Raw genomic sequence first — 292 nt, forward strand, 5'->3', positions numbered from 1 at the left:
GGTACACACCGTTGCGCGAGGTCTTGGTGCCCCGCGAAGGCGGTGCCGCGGCAATGGGCTTGCGAGCGCCCTCAGCGGCCTTCTCCTCGATTTTCCGATTCTTGTTGCGCATGTTTGATCCCCTTCCCCTCGCTGCCTGCGAGAGCAGCCCTCAGGACACGCCCTTGGCGGGACTCCTCAAGTCTGACTATTTGCTCGCGCACCAGGTTGATGATGTCATCAGGCTCCATGCCGCGGGACAGCGCGTTTTGCACGAAGTCCATGGCCAGGGCCTCCATCTCGCCGTCGTCGG

General features: G+C 63.4%; 1 pseudogene. It reads right to left on the reverse strand.

Annotated elements, in window-relative coordinates:
- Positions 1 to 71 precede the first annotated feature (71 nt).
- A pseudogene (locus NE591_RS15130) lies at positions 72 to 292 on the reverse strand (hypothetical protein); the annotation flags it as partial.

The sequence above is a fragment of the Adlercreutzia sp. DFI.6.23 genome, assembly GCF_024462535.1.
Lineage (GTDB): Bacteria > Actinomycetota > Coriobacteriia > Coriobacteriales > Eggerthellaceae > Adlercreutzia > Adlercreutzia rubneri.